This is a genomic window from Polaromonas sp. P3_A5, from assembly GCF_056403055.1.
In genome coordinates this window covers 1,498,980-1,514,333 of the sequence record NZ_JBFUGF010000001.1, presented here as the reverse complement: position 1 = coordinate 1,514,333, position 15,354 = coordinate 1,498,980, and the positions used below count along the sequence as shown (strand labels likewise).

The 15,354-nt window shown below is 60.3% G+C and carries 13 protein-coding genes; 4 read left to right on the top strand and 9 right to left on the bottom strand.

All coding sequences use genetic code 11. The features are described from left to right. Window positions 1–35 precede the first annotated feature (35 nt). The 3 genes from AC1DU8_RS07275 to lgt all read right to left on the bottom strand — a co-directional run bounded on the left by AC1DU8_RS07275 (window position 36) and on the right by lgt (window position 3,319). Window positions 36–1,514, bottom strand: coding sequence for a malonyl-CoA decarboxylase domain-containing protein (locus AC1DU8_RS07275; protein WP_457280333.1), 1,479 nt, complete (start codon window positions 1,512–1,514; stop codon window positions 36–38). Then, window positions 1,511–2,179: a GntR family transcriptional regulator gene (locus AC1DU8_RS07270; RefSeq protein WP_457280332.1), complete on the bottom strand. Its 669-nt coding sequence runs from the start codon at window positions 2,177–2,179 to the stop codon at window positions 1,511–1,513. Before AC1DU8_RS07270 ends, AC1DU8_RS07275 begins: the two co-directional genes overlap by 4 nt. 303 nt (window positions 2,180–2,482) lie before the next feature. Next, window positions 2,483–3,319 carry a prolipoprotein diacylglyceryl transferase gene (gene lgt / locus AC1DU8_RS07265; RefSeq protein WP_457280331.1) on the bottom strand — a complete coding sequence of 279 codons (837 nt, stop codon included), beginning with the start codon at window positions 3,317–3,319 and terminating at the stop codon, window positions 2,483–2,485. Window positions 3,320–3,410: 91 nt separating this feature from the next. On the opposite strand from lgt, the gene AC1DU8_RS07260 reads away from it, so the two are divergent. Beyond that, window positions 3,411–4,004 (top strand): DUF4124 domain-containing protein, encoded by a 594-nt coding sequence (locus tag AC1DU8_RS07260; RefSeq protein ID WP_477669055.1) that lies wholly within the window; start codon window positions 3,411–3,413, stop codon window positions 4,002–4,004. Here the strand turns inward: AC1DU8_RS07260 and AC1DU8_RS07255 are convergent. After that, a complete protein-coding gene (locus AC1DU8_RS07255; protein ID WP_457280329.1) occupies window positions 3,991–4,962 on the bottom strand; it encodes a LysR family transcriptional regulator in 972 nt (323 codons plus the stop codon). The genes AC1DU8_RS07260 and AC1DU8_RS07255 overlap by 14 nt on opposite strands. Window positions 4,963–5,095: 133 nt before the next feature. Here AC1DU8_RS07255 and ilvD point away from each other — a divergent pair, with 133 nt between their 5' ends. Beyond that, window positions 5,096–6,796 carry a dihydroxy-acid dehydratase gene (ilvD, locus tag AC1DU8_RS07250; RefSeq protein ID WP_457280328.1) on the top strand — a complete coding sequence of 567 codons (1,701 nt, stop codon included), beginning with the start codon at window positions 5,096–5,098 and terminating at the stop codon, window positions 6,794–6,796. A 127-nt stretch (window positions 6,797–6,923) separates the two neighbouring features. Here the strand turns inward: ilvD and AC1DU8_RS07245 are convergent, their stop codons facing one another. After that, window positions 6,924–7,169: a TIGR04438 family Trp-rich protein gene (locus tag AC1DU8_RS07245; protein WP_457280327.1), complete on the bottom strand. Its 246-nt coding sequence runs from the start codon at window positions 7,167–7,169 to the stop codon at window positions 6,924–6,926. A gap of 124 nt (window positions 7,170–7,293) precedes the next feature. On the opposite strand from AC1DU8_RS07245, the gene AC1DU8_RS07240 reads away from it, so the two are divergent. Continuing rightward, entirely contained in the window at window positions 7,294–7,608 is a 315-nt protein-coding gene (locus AC1DU8_RS07240; protein WP_457280326.1) for a c-type cytochrome, read from the top strand. Between the two features lie 185 nt (window positions 7,609–7,793). Here the strand turns inward: AC1DU8_RS07240 and acs are convergent, their stop codons facing one another. Next, window positions 7,794–9,791: an acetate--CoA ligase gene (gene acs, locus AC1DU8_RS07235; protein ID WP_457280325.1), complete on the bottom strand. Its 1,998-nt coding sequence runs from the start codon at window positions 9,789–9,791 to the stop codon at window positions 7,794–7,796. Between the two features lie 149 nt (window positions 9,792–9,940). Here acs and AC1DU8_RS07230 point away from each other — a divergent pair, with 149 nt between their 5' ends. Beyond that, window positions 9,941–10,555 carry a YqhA family protein gene (locus AC1DU8_RS07230; RefSeq protein ID WP_457280324.1) on the top strand — a complete coding sequence of 205 codons (615 nt, stop codon included), beginning with the start codon at window positions 9,941–9,943 and terminating at the stop codon, window positions 10,553–10,555. A gap of 18 nt (window positions 10,556–10,573) precedes the next feature. Here the strand turns inward: AC1DU8_RS07230 and nhaA are convergent, their stop codons facing one another. The 3 genes from nhaA to fumC form a co-directional block, all read right to left on the bottom strand. Beyond that, on the bottom strand, window positions 10,574–11,767 hold the full coding sequence (nhaA, locus tag AC1DU8_RS07225; protein ID WP_457280323.1) for a Na+/H+ antiporter NhaA: 1,194 nt from the start codon (window positions 11,765–11,767) through the stop codon (window positions 10,574–10,576). A 144-nt stretch (window positions 11,768–11,911) separates the two neighbouring features. Next, the gene (oxlT, locus tag AC1DU8_RS07220; RefSeq protein ID WP_477726591.1) at window positions 11,912–13,246 is read right to left on the bottom strand and encodes an oxalate/formate MFS antiporter; all 1,335 of its coding nucleotides are present in this window, start codon (window positions 13,244–13,246) and stop codon (window positions 11,912–11,914) included. 609 nt (window positions 13,247–13,855) lie between these two features. Continuing rightward, on the bottom strand, window positions 13,856–15,247 hold the full coding sequence (gene fumC / locus AC1DU8_RS07215) for a class II fumarate hydratase (protein ID WP_457280320.1): 1,392 nt from the start codon (window positions 15,245–15,247) through the stop codon (window positions 13,856–13,858). Between the last annotated feature and the right edge of the window lie 107 nt (window positions 15,248–15,354).

Here is a 15,354-nt window from a genome sequence, read left to right as displayed (position 1 = left end):
TACATCTGTCTACTGCTCGTCTGCAACTGCAAAAACTACAAAAGCGATTCAATAGCGCCGGACACAGCCACCTTTCCTTGGGCCAGCAAGGCGCGGTGCTTGTCCAGGCGCTTGAGGTCATAGAGGTAATTCACCATCAGGCCGTACGATTGCCTGAGCCCTTTGGGCGTCGGGTCGCCTGCCCAGTTGATGCGCTCTACGCGCGCCCCGTTGCCCAGATGAAAGCGTGCCACCGGATCCAGCGGCTTGCCCTCTTCCAGGGCCCGGCCCAGGTAATGGGCGGCGCAGTGCAGCAGCATCTTTCGCACCGGCGACTTTTCGTTGAGGGCCAGCGGATTCTCTGCGGCGGTCAGCAGGTGCCCCGCAGTGGGCGGCTCAAACCCCACCGCCCGGCCCAGGGCGGCAAGCTCCTTGTCTCCCAGCGTTTCCAGCATGGCCGCCGCGTTCTTGCCCAGCCAGCTGCGAAACCCCGGAATCGGTGAAAGGGTGGCAAAGGTCTTGAGCTTGGGAAACTCCTCTTTCAGGGTCTCCACCACGCGCTTGATCAGTGAATCGCCAAAGCTCACGCCGCGCAGGCCGGCCTGCGTATTGCTGATGGAGTAAAAAATCGCAGTGGTCGCACGGCTCAGGTCCGAGGGCGCTGCCAGCTCATCAAGCAAAGGCATGATGTCGCCCGCAATCGTCTCGACCATCGCGACCTCGACAAAAATCAGCGGCACTTCTGGAAGACGCGGGTGGAAGAAGCCATAGCAGCGACGGTCACTGTCAAGCCGGTTTTTGACGTCGGCCCATCCCTTGATGTCATGGACCGCTTCGTACTTGATCAGCTTTTCAATCAGTGACGCCGGTGAATCCCAGGTGATGCGGCGCAGGTCAAGGAAACCGACATCGAACCATGTCGAGAACATGTATTCCATTTCGACATCCAGGGCCAGCAAGCGCTTGTCGGCCTTGAGGCTGGGCTGCATGTCGGCACGCATCTCGACCAGGAACTGGATGCCGCCCGGATAGACGCTGAAGCGCTGCAGCAGACGCCGGCGCGGCGAAACTGTGGCACGGCGGTAACGCACCTCGGCCACGGCCTCTTCGGGTGTACCCACGGCAGCCGCAAACTGCGCCTGCGCGGCCTTGACCTTCTGCGGATTGGCGACGAACTGCTCACTCATCAGCATCCACAGGTCGCGCCGGCGAGCCGGGGTGGCGCCCTGGTACCAGGCCGCGATGGCCATGGCGCGCCGGCCGCCTTCCACCTCACTGACGCGGGGATCAATGATGGCCTGCAACTCCTGCAAGGTGCGGCGAAGTACACGCGGCGACAGCGCTTCGTCCTTATGGCTCAAAGTTGCCAGAAGCCGTTCATGCGTGCTTCGTGCGGGCAATTCGACGCTAGCTGCTATCTTTTTTGTAGCTGCTTGCGCACGGTCTGTTTGCCCTGCGGCCGTTTTTTCTGTAAGGCCTTTTTCGCCTGCCGTGAGCCGCGAAACATTGCGGCTGAGCCAGTCTGCGGCGCTCATGAGGCCACCCTGGAGCGCTGGCTGCGGGAAAGGTCACGCAGCGCTTCGCGCTGGCGCGTCAGGTGCGTGCGCATGGCGGCATCGGCACCTTCGCTGTCACGGCTTTTGAGGGCCGCAAACACCGTCATGTGCTCTGAAAGACTTTGCGCCAGCCGGCCCGGCGCGTGCAACTGCTGGAGCCGGGCAAGCTTCAATATTTTTCGCAGGTCCGCAATCGCCTGCGCGAGCCAGCGGTTGTTGGCCAACAGAATGATGGCCTCGTGAATGGCGAAATTGGTCGCGTAATAGTCATTGATCCGGCCGGCTTTGGCGTGACTGTTAAGCCGCTCATGCAAAGTAGTGAGCGCAGCCAGATCGGCGTCGGTGGCATTGCGTGCCGCCTCATAGGCGCAGCGCCCCTCCAGCAAGGCGATGACCGGGAAAATGTCGTCCAGGTCTTGCTCGGTCACCTCATTGACAAAGCAACCACGCCGGGGTTCGTGGCGCAGAAGCCCTTCCGAGGTCAGTACCTTGAGCGCCTCGCGCAGTGGCGTGCGGGAGATTTCCAGCCGTTCGCATAGCGCCACCTCGTCCAGAAAACTCCCGGGCGCCAGCTGGCCGGCAAAAATCTGCTCGCGCAGGGTATTGGCGACCTCCTGATGCAATGAACTCTGGACCAGACGCATGACAGACCCCTTTTGACCGGCTGACGCAATGAACCCAAATACACGACACATCCACCGAACCCGGCAACTGCGGTGGCCCGGCACGTCCCGAAAAATCCACCTGCTTCCATACAACTGCCCCGGCAGCGTCTGGAGTTTTCAGAATTCCAGCGGTAATTTCAAGTAATTACACATAATTATGAGAGTTAAAAAGCAGTCAGACAAGTGAGTTGTGCCTGAAAACGACAGGGAGAAACCCTAGCACCCCGAAGCGAGAGGCTCAGGGCACCAGATAGTCCTGACGCCCGGAGCTATCGCCACAAATCAATAGCTGCCTGCGATGGATTTTTGGGGTTGACCCTGCCGGGAAGCCCACACCCAGAGCCAGGCACCCGCTGCGATCATGGGCACGCAAAGCCATTGGCCCATGCTCATGCCCAGGGCGAGGATGCCGAGGAAGTCGTCTGGCTCACGGAAAAACTCGGCGATGAAACGAAACACGCCGTAGCCGACCAGGAAGGCCCCGGAGACCTGCCCCACCTTACGCGGCTTGCGCGCGTACAACCAGAGCAGCACGAACAGCAACAAGCCCTCCATCAGGAATTGATAGATTTGTGAGGGGTGACGCGGCTGCATGGCGCCGCTGCCCGGAAATACCATGCCCCAGGGCAAAGCAGGGTCGCTGAAACGTCCCCAGAGCTCACCGTTAATGAAGTTGCCAACGCGCCCCGCCGCCAACCCGGTCGGTACGCAAGGCGCGACGAAGTCCATGACCTGCAGCCAAGGCCGCTGGCGCGAACGGGCAAACCACCATTGCGAGGCCAGCACACCCAGCATCCCGCCGTGAAAGCTCATGCCGCCCTGCCACACAAAAAAGATTTCAAGCGGGTGCGACAGGTAGTAACCGGGCTTGTAAAAAAGGCAGTAGCCGAGCCGCCCACCGACCACCACACCCATGACACCCAGGAACAGGATGTCCTCAATGTCCCTGCGCGACCAGGCGCCGGGGCCGGTGATGGACGCATAGGGCTCGTGGCGAAGGCGCCGCGTAGCCAGGAAGAAGAAGAGGCCAAAAGCCGCCAGATATGTCAGGCCATACCAATGGATGGCCAGGGGACCCAACTGCAGGGCAACCGGATTGATTTGCGGATGAATAAGCATGGGCCGTATTTTTGCATGCGAGGCTCGTAGGAAAGGGCTTACAGTGAGCCCGCTCGCTTAAACTGGGAGCAACGCCGTACAGGATCACACCATGCGTCATTTATTCTGTTTTACCGTTGTTTCAGGCTTGGGTTTGTTGTGCATCCAACCCGCTGCGGCACAGGTCTACCAATGCCTTGATTCAGCCGGCAAAAAGGTGTTTTCACAAACGCCCTGTGCGACCAGCGGCGGTGGCAATGAAAAGCTCATTGTCCGCGCACCCGCCCCTGCCGCGGCACCAGCATCAACTGACGGCACACCTGTAACAGGCGTGCCCGGCGTGCTTTATGGCAATGGCGGAGCCGCCGCAGCACCCAAGGATTGGGCAGCGGAAAACGCTGCGGCGAATGCGCGGGCAGCTGCTGCTGACCGATCCAGCGGCGGATCGCGCCAGGCCATGCCCTCGGCACTGGGTGGCCTGCGCAAAGGCGGTGCCCAAACCCAGGCGCAGGCTTCCGACAAACAGATCATTGCCAACTGCGAAGCCAACCACGGCGCCCGCTGCAGCAGTGCCGGCGAAATAGCCCAACGAAGAATGGAGCAGCGCGAACTCACCCCAGCGGAAAAGCAGCAGCAGCAAAGTGCGGTGGCGGCGCGCCGGCAACGCGAACGGGAAGAAGCCTTCGAGCGGTCTATGCGCCGATAAAGGTGATAAAGCGGGCAAGCGCCGGGTTGGCGCTGGCCCGCGGCCAGACCAGACTGGTCTCACAGCCAGGCACCACGGCCGAAGCACCCCGTGCACCACTACGCATGGAAGGCCTGCCACCAGGCAGGCTGCGATACACCACGCCAGGGCGCTGAAACTGCCGCACGCTCTCGGGAACCCAGGCCACGCCGAGCCCGGCGGATACCAGGTTCACGATGGTCTGCATCTGGATGGCTTCCTGGGCAACCTGCGGCAATTGCCCTGCGGCGTGATACATCGCAAAAATCGCGTCGTAAAGTGACGGAACGATTCGCCGCGGAAAGATCACTAAAGGCTCGCCCAGCAGATCAGGGAGCGCTAGCGTCGCCTTGCTTGCCAGCGAGTGCTGCCCGGGTAGCGCCACCACCAACGGGTCCTGGCTGATGTGCCGGCAGGCCAGGCCTGGCGGCGCGAAACCAGGGGAATGCAACATGAAGCCCGCGTCGATCTCTCCGCGCTCAAAAGCCTGCAGCTGCACGTCGCCGGTCGCCTCTATCAATTCCAGCTGCACCTTGGGGTATTGCTCGCGAAAGGCCTGCACCCAACGCGGCAACAACTCAAAACCGACCGTAGACACAAAAGCCAGCCGCAAGCGCCCGGCCTCGCCGTCCGCGCTGGCGCGCGCATATGCCGGAAGAGCCAAGGCACGTGTCAGCAGGTCACGCGCTTCGGGCACCAAGGCAGCACCTGCCGTCGTGAGCTGCACGCTACGCTTGGTGCGGTCGAACAATCTGAGGCCCAAATGCGCCTCCAGCTGCGCAATGGCCTGCGTGAGCGGCGGCTGGGTCATGTTGAGGCTTTTGGCAGCGCGGCCGAAATGAAGTTCCTCGGCCACTGCCAGAAACTGACGCCACAGGCGAAGCTCGATCAAGGGCGGTTTACGGGAAGCCATGCCCGTGGTGCCGAGAATATCTTTCATATGCCATACATATTAATAGATGATTAATAATGGATTGGAAAGAATCAATCAAAGCACGCATACTCTGTTTCTCCCGATGAATGCCCAAGGTCAAACGCGGGCAAGCCACAGTAGCCAACACCACGAGACACCCATGGAAACCAAAACCGTCAACATCGTTGCCAACCCACGCAGCAGGAACATCACCGAGGGTAAATCGCGCGCGCCGAACCGCTCCATGTACTACGCCATGGGCTACGAGGCCGACGATTTCAAAAAACCCATGATCGGCGTGGCCAATGGGCACAGCACGATCACGCCCTGCAACAGCGGCCTGCAAAAACTGGCCGACGCGGCAATTGCCGGTATCGAGGAAGCTGGCGGCAACGCGCAGGTATTCGGCACACCCACGATTTCCGACGGCATGGCCATGGGCACCGAGGGCATGAAGTACTCCCTCGTGAGCCGCGAAGTGATCTCCGACTGCATCGAGACCTGCGTGCAGGGCCAGTGGATGGACGGCGTGCTGGTGGTTGGTGGCTGCGACAAGAACATGCCGGGCGGCCTGATGGGCATGCTGCGCGCCAACGTGCCGGCGATCTACGTCTATGGCGGCACCATCCTGCCGGGCACCTACAAGGGCAAAGACCTCAACATCGTCAGCGTCTTTGAAGCCGTGGGCGAAAACGCCGCCGGGCGCATGAGCGACGAAGACCTGCTGCAAATCGAGCGCCGCGCCATTCCGGGCACCGGCAGCTGCGGCGGCATGTACACGGCCAACACCATGTCCAGCGCTTTCGAGGCCCTGGGCATCTCACTGCCCTACTCCAGCACCATGGCCAACCCGCATGACGAAAAAATGAATTCGGCCAAAGAGTCGGCCAAAGTGCTCGTCGAAGCCATCAAGAAGGACATCAAGCCGCGCGACATCGTCACAAAAAAGGCGATTGAAAATGCCGTAGCCGTGATCATGGCCACCGGTGGCTCCACCAATGCCGTGCTGCATTTCCTGGCCATCGCCCACACAGCCGGCGTCGAATGGACCATTGATGACTTCGAACGCGTACGCCAGCGTACGCCAGTGCTGTGCGACCTGAAGCCGTCGGGCAAATACCTTGCCGTGGACCTGCATCGCGCCGGCGGCATTCCACAAGTGATGAAAACGCTGCTGGCCGCCGGCCTGCTGCATGGCGACTGCCTGACGATCTCCGGCCAGACCATCGCAGAGACGCTCAAGGATGTACCCGAGGTGCCGCGCGCCGACCAGGACGTGATCCGCCCCATCAACAATCCGATGTATGCGCAGGGCCACCTGGCCATCCTGAAGGGCAATCTCTCGCCCGAAGGCTGCGTAGCCAAAATCACCGGCCTGAAGAACCCCGTCATGACCGGCCCGGCCCGGGTGTTTGATGACGAACAGTCCGCGCTGGCAGCCATCCTGGCCGGCAAGATCAAGGCCGGCGATGTCATGGTGCTGCGTTACCTCGGGCCCAAAGGAGGCCCCGGCATGCCTGAAATGCTGGCCCCCACCGGCGCGCTGATCGGTGCCGGCCTCGGCGAAAGCGTGGGCCTGATCACAGACGGCCGCTTCTCGGGCGGCACCTGGGGCATGGTGGTCGGCCACGTGGCGCCTGAAGCTGCGGCTGGCGGCAATATCGCCTTCATTAATGAAGGCGATTCGATCACCATTGATTCGAAGCAACTCCTGTTGCAACTGAATATCAGTGACGCCGAATTGGCTAAACGCAAGGTCGGCTGGAAAGCCCCTGCGCCACGCTATACCCGGGGCGTCCAGGCCAAGTTCGCTTTCAATGCATCAAGTGCCAGCAAGGGTGCGGTGCTGGACGACTATTGATTTGATCCGCTGAAACGCAAAGAGCCCGTGAAGTTACAGACTTCACGGGCTCTTTGCTTTGGGGCCAGCTGCCAGTTGCGAAAACCGGGTAACTTGACTGGCGTCTTAGCTAGTTGCGCTGTATCAGCTATTTCTTTTTCTTCGCCGAAAGCATGCCCATGGCTTCACGCTGCTTGTCGATGCGGTCTTGCCTGCGTTTGTCCATCTTGTCCACTTCCTTACGCTTGGTATAGCCCGATGCATCCGCCCACCACCACCAGAGGGCTGCAAGCGCGAATGGAGAAAGCACAATCCACCAGCTCAATGTAGCAACGGGACCGATTTCGAGATACTTCAGTGCCAATGCAGCAATTCCAACCAATAGAAAAAACATCTGTAACTCCTCTGAATGTGTGGTGGTTTGGCCGGGTCAACCCTTGAAACCCGGGTCAACCGGCACCACTACAATGACGTTAATTGACTGTAACCGAATCCACAACTCCCCACGAGGACAATCCATGAAACGCATTCTTTCGGTCATCGCTTCCATGGCTGCAGTTTTTGCAGTATCAACCCCTGCACTGGCGGATCTGCAACTGGCAACCGCAAAAAACTGCATGGCTTGCCACGCCGTTGACAAAAAACTGGTTGGACCCTCCTACAAGGATGTCGCAGCCAAATATGCAGGGCAAAAAGACGCAGCAGACAAGCTGGCCGCCAAAGTCATCAAGGGTGGTTCAGGCGTCTGGGGCCCGGTGCCCATGCCAGCCAACGCCCAGGTAAGCCCAGACGAAGCCAAAAAGCTGGTTGCCTGGATCCTGACCCAGAAATAACCGAGGGCTTCTGGCCCAAAAAAAGCCCGTCATTGACGGGCTTTTTTTATGCCGCTTCAAATCACTGCTTTTCAGACAGCTGATCGAGAATGGCAGGGTTTTGTGGCCACGTCACATCGCTTCGCGATATGAGTGTCCCCCAACCCTGCCCCAGCTTCGCTGACGCGGCTACGCCACGTTCTCGATCACTGCTTTTCAGACAGCTGATCGAGAATGGCAGGGTTTTCAAGCGTCGAGGTGTCCTGGGTGATGGTCTCGCCCTTGGCGATGCCGCGCAGCAGGCGGCGCATGATCTTGCCGCTTCGGGTCTTGGGCAGGTTGTCGCCAAAGCGGATGTCCTTGGGCTTGGCGATCGGGCCGATTTCTTTGCCCACCCAGTCGCGCAGCTCCTTGGCAATCGCCTTGGCTTCCTCACCCGTCGGGCGTGAACGCTTGAGCACTACAAAGGCCACAATGGCTTCGCCCGTCAAGTCATCGGGCCGCCCCACCACGGCGGCCTCGGCCACCAGCGTAGAGTGCGCTACCAGTGCCGATTCGATTTCCATGGTGCCCATGCGATGGCCCGACACATTCAGCACGTCATCGATGCGGCCAGTGATGCGGAAGTAGCCGTTGTCGACATTGCGCACTGCCCCGTCGCCGGCCAGGTAAATCGTGCCGCCCATTTCTTCGGGGAAATAGCTTTTCTTGAAACGGTCCGGATCGTTCCAGATCGTGCGGATCATGGAGGGCCAGGGCCGCTTGACGACCAGCATGCCGCCTGCGCCATTAGGGAGATCCTTGCCGGTTTCGTCGACGATGGCGGTCATGATGCCGGGCAATGGCAGCGTGCAGCTGCCGGGCACCAGCGGCGTAGCGCCGGGCAGCGGCGTGATCATGTGGCCACCGGTTTCGGTTTGCCAGAAGGTATCGACGATGGGGCAACGCTCGCCACCCACGTTCTTGTAGTACCACATCCAGGCTTCGGGATTGATCGGCTCGCCAACAGAGCCCAGGATGCGCAGGCTGCTCAAGTCCGAGCGGGCCGGATGCACCTTCTCGTCAGCCTCGGCGGCCTTGATCAATGAACGGATGGCCGTAGGCGCCGTGTAGAAAATCGTGACCTTGTGTTTTTCGATCATCTGCCAGAAGCGGCCCGCATTCGGGAAGGTCGGTATGCCTTCAAAGATGATCTGCGTTGCGCCGGCAGCCAGCGGGCCGTAGGCCACGTAGGTGTGGCCGGTGATCCAGCCGATGTCGGCGGTGCACCAGAACACGTCGGCGGGCTGGATGTCGAAGGTCCAGTCCATGGTGAGTTTGGCCCACAGCAGGTAGCCGCCGGTACTGTGCTGCACGCCCTTGGGCTTGCCGGTCGAGCCCGAGGTGTAAAGGATAAAAAGCGGGTGCTCTGCGCCGACGAACTCGGGCTCACACACCGGTGCCGCCTTGGCGGTGATCTCGTGCATCAGGCTGTCGCGGCCGGCCACCATGTTGCAGGCAGTGGCGGTGCGCTGGTAGACGATCACGTTCTTGATCGACTCGCAGCCGCCCATGGCGATGCCTTCATCGACGATGGCTTTGAGCGGCAGCTCTTTGCCGCCACGCAACTGGTAATTGGCGGTAATAACGGCCACGGCGCCGGCGTCCTGAATACGCTCCTGAAGGCTCTTGGCCGAGAAGCCGCCGAAAACCACCGAATGCGTGGCGCCTATGCGCGCGCAAGCCTGCATGGCCACCACGCCTTCGACCGTCATTGGCATGTAGATGATGACGCGGTCGCCCTTTTTGATGCCGGCGCCTTTCAGCGCGCTCGCAAACTGACTGACCCTGGCATGCAATTCTTTGTAAGTGACGTTGGTGACCTTGCCGTCGTCGCTTTCAAAGATGATGGCTTTTTTGTTTTCGACCGGTGTGCCCAGATGGCGGTCCAGACAGTTGTAGGAAGCGTTGAGTTCACCATCGGCAAACCACTTGTAGAACGGAGCATTGGACTCATCCAGTGTCTGGGTGAATGGCTTCTTCCAGCTCAGGTTTTCGCGCGCCAGGCGAGCCCAAAACCCTTCAAAGTCCTTCTCGGCTTCGGTGCACAGCGCCTGGTAAGCCGGCATACCCGAAATACGCGCGGCCTTTACGGTGGCTGGTGTCGGCGGAAAGATGCGATTTTCAACCAGGGTGGATTCGATCGCGGATGAAGGGGCGCTCATTGGTTTTGTCTCCTGTTTGTCACTGAATGCGTGGTACTGTCTTCTGCCGCACTTACAAGCCACTGACTGGCTTGAACCTTACAACTTCTGCAATTCAGGGGGTACCTGCGCTCCCCCTACAATGCCGCAAACCCCCAGCTTACGCCATCATGACTGAATCCACCCAATCCCCCACCCCCGCCAAAATTTCGCCCCTGCGCCCCTTGCCCAACCTGATTTTTGCCAGCCGCTGGCTGCAATTGCCGCTGTACCTCGGGTTGATCGCCGCTCAGGCCGTGTACGTGCTGCACTTTCTGGTGGAGTTGTGGCACCTGATTGAAGCCGCCTTCGGCAGCCAGACCGCACTGCAGTCGCTGATCACCAGCATCGGCTACAAGACCTCCACGCCCATCGTGTCGCTCAACGAGACGGTCATCATGCTGGTAGTGCTGGCGCTGATCGACGTGGTCATGATCTCGAACCTGCTGATCATGGTGATCGTGGGCGGCTACGAAACCTTTGTGAGCCGCATGAACCTCGAAGGCCATCGGGACCAGCCCGAATGGTTGAGCCACGTGAACGCCTCGGTATTGAAAGTGAAGCTCGCAACGGCCATCATCGGCATCAGCTCCATCCACTTGCTGAAGACCTTCATTAACGCCGACAATTACACCGACAGGGTCCTGATTGCGCAAACGGTGATCCACATCACCTTCCTGTTGTCGGCGATTGCGATCGCCTACACCGACAAGATCATGTCCGCCATCGCCGCGCAAAAGCACTAAGCGAGCCACGCCGGACAGCTAGTCCGGCGCCTTTTTTGGGGTGCTGGCGCGCATCAGCATCACCGCACCCAGCACCCCTGACAACAACGAACCGCACAGCACACCCAGCTTTAGTTGCGTCTCGTATGCCGCATCCTGGCCGGCAAATGCGAGCGCACCGATGAAAAGGCTCATGGTAAAGCCCACGCCGCACAGCAGGCAGACACCAAAAAACTGGCTCCAGCCAGCGCCGGCGGGCAGGCGTGCACCGACAAAGCGAATCAGCAGCCAGGAAGCCCCAAACACGCCGACCGCCTTGCCCACCAGCAGGCCTGCCGTGATACCCAAGGGCACGCTCTGAAGAAGCGTTCCGACGGTCACCCCCTGAAGCGACACTCCCGCATTGGCAAACGCAAACATCGGTAACACCGCAAAAGCCACCCAGGGGTGCAGCGCGTGCTCAGCGGTTTTCAACGGCGAGCCGCCTTTGCCGTCTGAAAGGGGAATCGCCAGCGCGGTAATGACGCCCGCCAGCGTTGCATGAATGCCCGACTTGTAGACGAAAAGCCAGATCACCAGGCCCACTGCCACGTAGGGCCCTACAACCATCACCTTCGCCCGGTTAAAGGCCAGCAAGAGCAACCCACCGATCGCGGCGGCCACCAACGCCATCACCGACAAACCCTCGGTGTAGAAAAACGCAATGATCAGGATGGCGCCCAGGTCATCAATGATGGCGACAGCCGTCAAAAACACCTTGAGCGATGCCGGCACGCGGCTGCCCAGCAGCACCAGGATGCCCAGCGCAAAGGCAATGTCGGTGGCGGCCGGAATCGCCCAGCCGCGCATCGCGACCGGGTCGCCGGCATTGATCGCCATGTAGATGAGCGCCGGCGCCACCATGCCGCCCAACGCAGCGCCCGCCGGCAACAGCGCCTGTGCACGCGAGGCCAGCTCGCCCTCGATCAATTCGCGCTTGATCTCCAGGCCCACCAGAAAGAAAAACACCGCCATCCACAGGTCATTGACCCAATGCAGTAGCGACTTGGAAAGCACCAGCAGATCACCGCCCACCCGCAGTTCGCCTGGCAGTTGCACAAACCGGTTGTAAGTCTCACTCCATGGCGAGTTGCTCAGTACCAGCGCCGCCACAGCGGCCAGCGCCAGCACCACGCCCGAAAGCGACTGCGAATTGATGAACTGGTTCAGTGTGCGGTAGACAAACTTGAGCATCCCGCCATTGTCCCAGAGACGCAGCCTGGCAGGCAGGTACTCCCACACAGCGGAGGCCGCAGCTCATGGCTCAGCCGTGATGTCAGCCATTGCGGCCAAGCGCCACTGAAGGCATCGGACCGCAAGCCCTGACCTCTACTCTATTTATTGCGCGGACTGCGGAAGATGACCGAAGCTGGCAGCCTTGCCGGAGGCGGCCGCCGGCAGCACAGCCTTTTCCATCTCGGCGCGCCGCATCGGGCGCAGCACATACCACGCCATCAGGGCAGCAATCGCGTTCATGACGCTGCCGACAATGAACACGGCGTGCCAGTTGCCCGTCATCGCCGTGAGCACGCTGGACAGCGGAACCAGCAGCGACGCCGTGCCCTTGGCGGTGTACAGCAGGCCGGCGTTGGATGCGGCGTACTTGGAGCCAAAGGTATCGGCGCAGGTTGATGGAAAGAGACTGTAGATCTCGCCCCAGGCGAAGAACACCATGCCCGTCAGTACCACGAAGGCAACCGGGTTGTGGCCAAACTGGTAGAGAGCCAGGATGCCCACCGACTCGATGCCAAAGGCGATCAGCATCGTTTTTTCACGGCCGATCTGGTCCGACACCCAACCAAAGAACGGACGGGTGAGCCCGTTAAGCACGCGGTCAATGGCCATGGCAAATGTGAGCGCCGGCAGCGCCAGACCCATGATGCTGACGGGCACGTCGCCGACGTTGAAATCCTTGGCGATAGGTCCGAGCTGGGCCGTAGCCATCAGCCCGCCGGCCGCCACCATCACGAACATGACGTACATCACCCAGAACACCGGTGAACGCAGGACTTCGGACGGTGTGTAGTCGCGCCGGCTCTGCTGCACATTGATCGTGGAGATCGAGCCGCTCTTGGCCAGGTTCGCCGGTGCCCGCGTCAACAGGAACGACACGACAAATACGATCACGCCCTGAATGATCCCGAAGTACAGGAAGGCAGACTGGTAGCCGCTGCCCTTGATCATGGCCGAGATCGGAAGAATAGTGAGCGCGGAGCCCGCGCCAAAACCTGCAGCCGTGAGACCCGCAGCCAGGCCTCGGCGATCCGGAAACCACTTCAAGGCATTGCCGACACAGGTACCGTACACCGCACCCGCGCCAACGCCACTGATCGCAGCAGCGATGTAGAGCAGCATCAGTGAATCGGCAAAGGAATTAATAACCCAGCCCACGCCGCAAAGAATGCCGCCGACCATGACCACCGGACGTGGCCCGAAACGGTCGACGAGATAGCCTTCAATCGGCACGAGCCAGGTTTCAGTCAACACAAAAATCGTGAAAGCAACCTGGATGGCGGCCTTGCTCCAGCCGTACTTGTCGGCAATCGGATTGACAAAAAGGGTCCAGCCATATTGCAGGTTGGCAATCATCGCCATGCAGACGATGCCCAAGAGAAGCTGTATCCAGCGATGAGCGTTCGATGGCGCGGGGGTGGCCGTATTGGCGTGTGTCATGAAAGTCTCCTGTCGTTGTATGCCGTGGAAATTGCGTTTGCAATCGCTGATGCTGTTGTTGTGGGCGGATTGTGAGAGCGCGCATTTCGAAGCCCGCTTGATCGCGATCAAGTTTGGAAAAAACTTTACGCAACGCGAAAAAAACGAAAGCTGATTGAAAGAATCATGCAGCGTTACCCCCCGGTTTCTGCGACGGATTCAATTCACAAGATGAGGGTGTGCGGGTAATGGCCGAGCTGAGCCTGAACACGCAATTCGAGGGTCAGCAAACGCCCGGCGTTGCACCGGGCCTGGGAGGCACTGAAAAAAAACGAGAGAGAGAAAAGCAACCGCGTCACGCGGTCTATCGATGGCGGCGCAAACCGCCCGGCAACAATTAGCGGGGCCGCAGCGCGCTGATAAAAATATGCAGAGGCGTAGCAGCAAGCAACTCACGCAGCATAAGGCGTGCGCGCGCCCTGACGGCGGGTTGGGCAATTTTCAGATACAGGGCGAAAGCGGTCATGAGTTTCCTTTGTTGCGTGAGCATCTACAGAAGCAATCATAGGGTAAACCCTTTGCCTCTTCAAACCCTCAGCCAACCACCGCCGAACCGGGTTGCGGCCGGCGTCAGCCCACCATGTTTTGAGGCCGCACCCAGGCATCAAACTGCTCGCCCGTGACATGGCCCGAGGCCAGCGCCGCATCGCGCAGGCTGCTGCCTTCCTTGTGCGCCTTTTTGGCGATGAAGGCGGCCTTGTCATAGCCGATGTGCGTGTTCAGTGCCGTCACCAGCATCAGCGAGCGGTCAACCAGCTCGGCGATGCGTTCGCGATTCGGCTCAATGCCGACGGCGCAGTGGTCGTTAAAGCTCACCATGCCATCGGCCAGCAGGCGCACGCTTTGCAAAAAGTTGTGCGCCACCATGGGCCGGAACACATTGAGCTCGAAGTTGCCCGAGGCACCGCCGAAGTTGATGGCCACGTCGTTGCCGAACACCTGCGCCGCCAACATGGTCACGGCTTCGCTCTGCGTCGGGTTGACCTTGCCCGGCATGATGGACGAGCCAGGTTCGTTCTCGGGAATGCTGAGCTCGCCGATGCCGCTGCGCGGGCCGCTGGCCAGCCAGCGCACGTCGTTGGCAATCTTCATCATGCTGGCTGCCAGTGTTTTGAGGGCGCCGTGCGCATGCACCAGGCCGTCGACCGAGGCCAGCGCTTCGAACTTGTTGGGTGCGGTCACAAAAGGCAGGCCTGTCAGCGTGGCCAGTTCGGCCGCCACTTGCTCCGCATACCCCTTCGGTGCATTCAGCCCCGTACCAACGGCAGTACCGCCGAGCGCCAGTTCATACAGGTGCGGCAAGGCGGCACGCACATGCTTTTCGCCGTGGTCAAGCTGCGCGACATAACCCGAGAACTCCTGGCCCAGGGTGAGTGGTGTCGCATCCTGCAGATGGGTACGTCCAATCTTCACGATGCTGTCGAAGTCTTTGGCTTTTTGCGCCAGCGTCGCGCGCAACTTCGCAATCGCTGGCAGGAGCTTGTGGGTCATGGCCTCTACAGCGGCAACATGCATGGCGGTAGGAAACACATCGTTGGACGACTGGCTGCGGTTGACATCGTCATTGGGGTGCACCAGGCGGCCCTCGCCGCGCTCGCCGCCCAGAATTTCGCTGGCGCGGTTGGCCAGCACTTCATTGACATTCATGTTGGTCTGCGTGCCGGAGCCCGTCTGCCATACCACCAGGGGGAATTCGTCCGCATGCCCGCCCGCGATCACCTCGTCGGCTGCGGCCACGATGGCTTTGGTTTTTTTCTCGTCCTGAAGGCCCAACGCATGGTTGACCCTGGCCGATGAGCGCTTGACCTGCGCCAGCGCCTTGATGATTTCACGTGGCTGCTGCTCGCCCGAGATGTCGAAATTCTGCAACGAGCGCTGCGTCTGCGCACCCCAGAGTTTGTTGGCCGGCACCTCGATAGGGCCAAAGGTATCGCGCTCCGTGCGCGTGCTGCTTGTCGTCATGGAAATATCCTGCGCGTCAAAAAAGATGGTTAAGAGTCCTAGTATGACTGCAGACGAGAAAGATTCTCATCTGAAGGGTTTTGGATCCTCTCGCCCGACATGCCCGA